This is a genomic window from Wolbachia endosymbiont of Atemnus politus, assembly GCF_013309895.1.
Map to the genome: position 1 here is coordinate 1 of NZ_JAAXCS010000141.1, position 2,990 is coordinate 2,990.

General features: G+C 34.5%; 3 protein-coding genes. 2 read left to right on the forward strand and 1 reads right to left on the reverse strand.

Annotation, left to right across the window (positions count from 1 at the left end; all coding sequences use genetic code 11):
• On the reverse strand, positions 1-995 hold a 995-nt coding region (locus HET73_RS06795; protein ID WP_246210262.1), incomplete at its 3' end, for an ankyrin repeat domain-containing protein.
• A 309-nt stretch (positions 996-1,304) separates the two neighbouring features.
• On the opposite strand from HET73_RS06795, the gene recR reads away from it, so the two are divergent.
• Both recR and HET73_RS06805 read left to right on the forward strand, forming a co-directional pair.
• Entirely contained in the window at positions 1,305-1,904 is a 600-nt protein-coding gene (recR, locus tag HET73_RS06800) for a recombination mediator RecR (protein WP_174132734.1), read from the forward strand.
• Positions 1,905-1,907: 3 nt separating this feature from the next.
• A partial coding sequence (locus HET73_RS06805; protein ID WP_174134248.1) for a P-loop NTPase fold protein occupies positions 1,908-2,990 on the forward strand: 1,083 nt, incomplete at its 3' end.

The window sequence follows — 2,990 nt, forward strand, 5'->3', positions numbered from 1 at the left end:
GTTGTAGCATCTATCTTATTTTCGATATCCGCTCCATATGATCTCAGTACTTCAATAGCTTTTTCATTTCCACTAATGAGCGCAACATCTAAAGCATCCTTTCCCTCTTTATTTTTGTGGTTGATAAAGCTCTTTAACTTATCTCTACCAAAGATTTTTATATACTGCTCAATAATGAGTTTCACTACTTTCCCGGGACAATTATTAGCAGCAGGAAAAAGTACTGTATTGTTATTATTGTCTTCCTTTGTTATATCTGCCTTGAGCTCATCTACCAAATACTTGATGACTTCTATTCTGCCATCATTTTCTGCTTCAGTGCACTGCCTAGTAGCTAAAAACGGAGCTGTTCGCCCATTGTTGTCTGTATCTTCAATATTTTGTCCCTTATCAATTAAGGTTTGTATTACACTCTTATTTCCATATAAAGCAGCCAAGAGAAGAGGTGTATGTCCCTCAGTGCTTTCTTTCTCATCAATTATTGCACCGTTATTACTTAGTAATTCTATGAATTCCGGCGTATCTGCAAAAACTGCAAGGTGCATAGGTGTTAAATCATCTTTACCATGGTTTTTAGTTTTTGCATTAACATTTGCTCCATTTTTTATCAGCAATTTTGCTATTTCTAATTGTTTGTGTCCAATGGCAACATGCAGTGGTGTACGATTGCGTTCGTCATTGTCATTGACGTTTGCACCATACTTTATCAGTAGCTCTGCAACTTCAACATTACCATTCCAAATTGCAACGTATAAAGGGGTACGGCCATCTTCATTGTATGCGTCGAGGTTTGTTTTTAAATCAACTAAATTCTTAATTAATTCCTCAATTACCTCTAGTTGAGCAGTTTTAGCTAATTTTGCCCATTCTTCCTTTTCTGTTATTATGTCAGAGAGCAAATTCGACATATAATAAGAATCTTTAAGTTTCTCTGAACTTAGCTTTATCTCTTGTGTTCCTATCCTAAGGGAATACTCTTTCATTTCTTCTATCATACGACATGTTAATTAATATATTGTTAAGATTAAGTTTTTATTAATGTTATATTAATAAAAGTTAAAATTTTAGTTGGATGAAAGTATTTTTACCCAACGAGGGGAACAATTTAGAGGTTAGCTGGGGATAAATTTTGCCTCTTAAAACACCTCTACTATTATTATAATGAGGTTTTGAGTACGCGGAAGTAATTTTTTTTCGTTAAAGTAGAAAAAAGCTGTTTCTATAAAATAAGATCAAGAAAAATTTGCCACTTTCCCTGCAAAGGGTTACCATTTGATGACCTGTTTTGAATTTATTGAATGAACATCAACATAAAGAATCTAGTTCATGCTTTTTCCAAATTGCCAAGCTTGGGGCCATCATCATCACGCAGGCTAGTCATATATTTACTCCAAAACAAAGAAAAAGTTATGCTGCCACTTGCATCTTTGATTAAAGAGCTGGCAGATCTTATAATAAAGTGTGAGGTTTGTGGAAATCTAGATAATAAGTCCCCTTGTTCTATTTGTACCGATTCAAAACGTGACAACAAGTTATTGTGCGTAGTGGAAGAATTGGGTGACCTATGGGCTTTTGAAAAAGGAAGTATATACTCAGGTGTATACCATGTTCTGGGTGGCAAATTGTCCGCAATAAACGGTATAGGGCCAAAAGAACTTAACATTGATACTATTCCTCAAAGAGTTGCAGAGTACAAAGTTGAAGAGATCATTATTGCAATTAATCCGACACTGGAGGGCCAAGTTACCGTACAGTATATAATTGAATCGCTAAAAAACTTGGATGTAAAAATATCACGCCTCGCTTGCGGTATACCAATAGGTGGGGAAATCGACTACCTAGATGAAGGAACGCTAAAAGCTGCCCTCACTTCAAGACAGGAATACGAACTGAATATAAAATAGTGTATGTGCTTAAGAAAACTTATATCACTGATAACCTTCAGAAAAAAAGAAACGGTGCCATCACCTAAGGCGGTAGCTTGGGAAAGTGATTGTCTAAGCTCTCAGCAATTTTCAAGCAAATTCAACACCATAATTAAAACAATTGATCAGTCTTTTACAATGATATCTTTCGAAGGGTATGCCGGATGGGGTAAGACGTTTTTTTTGAAAGAGTGGGTAAAAGAGCTAAAACAACAAAATGAAATTGCAGCTTACTATAACGCATGGGATATCAATGCACTGGATCAACCACTTCCTTCTTTTTTAAATTTTCTATTTGAAGATTTATTTGCATCGTATGAAGTAAAAAGAAGCGTTATACAACAGTTCAAGAACATAAACCAAGAACTATTTTCTCTAAACACACTAGGAAAGCTGATCAGTAAATCTCCACTTGCTATGCTTTCCGTATTGCTTGACGCTACAAAAGAGGCTGATAGGAAAGATATTGGTTCTGTACTGAGAGAGTTGAATACTCTTCAAAGAAAAGAAGAAAACATTAAGGATTTTAAAACACAATTGGCAAAAGTAGTTAATAGAATTAGAAAAGACAAAAACATTTATATAATGGTGGATAATCTTGATGTGTGCCGCCCTAAATTCGTTGTCGATTTTTTGGAATCTATAAAGTATATGCTTGACATAGAGGGGTTTGTCTTCATTATTTCTGTCAGTAGAGATAAGAGTAATGTGCATGAATCCATTAGTACAATACTTGGGCAAAATTTTGATCTGAGATCTTTTACTGATCTCTCTCTACACTTGCCAAAGCAGCCGACAAAAAAATTTACAAGAGAACTGCTTCAGAATATAAAATTGCCGAAAAAATCAAAAAGTTTGATTATAGATAGTTTTATATTTTACGCAGAAAGTCTATCGCTATCGTTAAAAGCAATAGAATATTGCACAAAGAAAATAAAATTGTGTCTTCTGAATTACACAAAGGAAGAATTACCTGCTCCGAATTTGTTTTCATTTTTAGTAATATTACAATCCATAGATACCGATGCATATGAGGAACTGGTTTCTTCATATCAGAAGGGATTA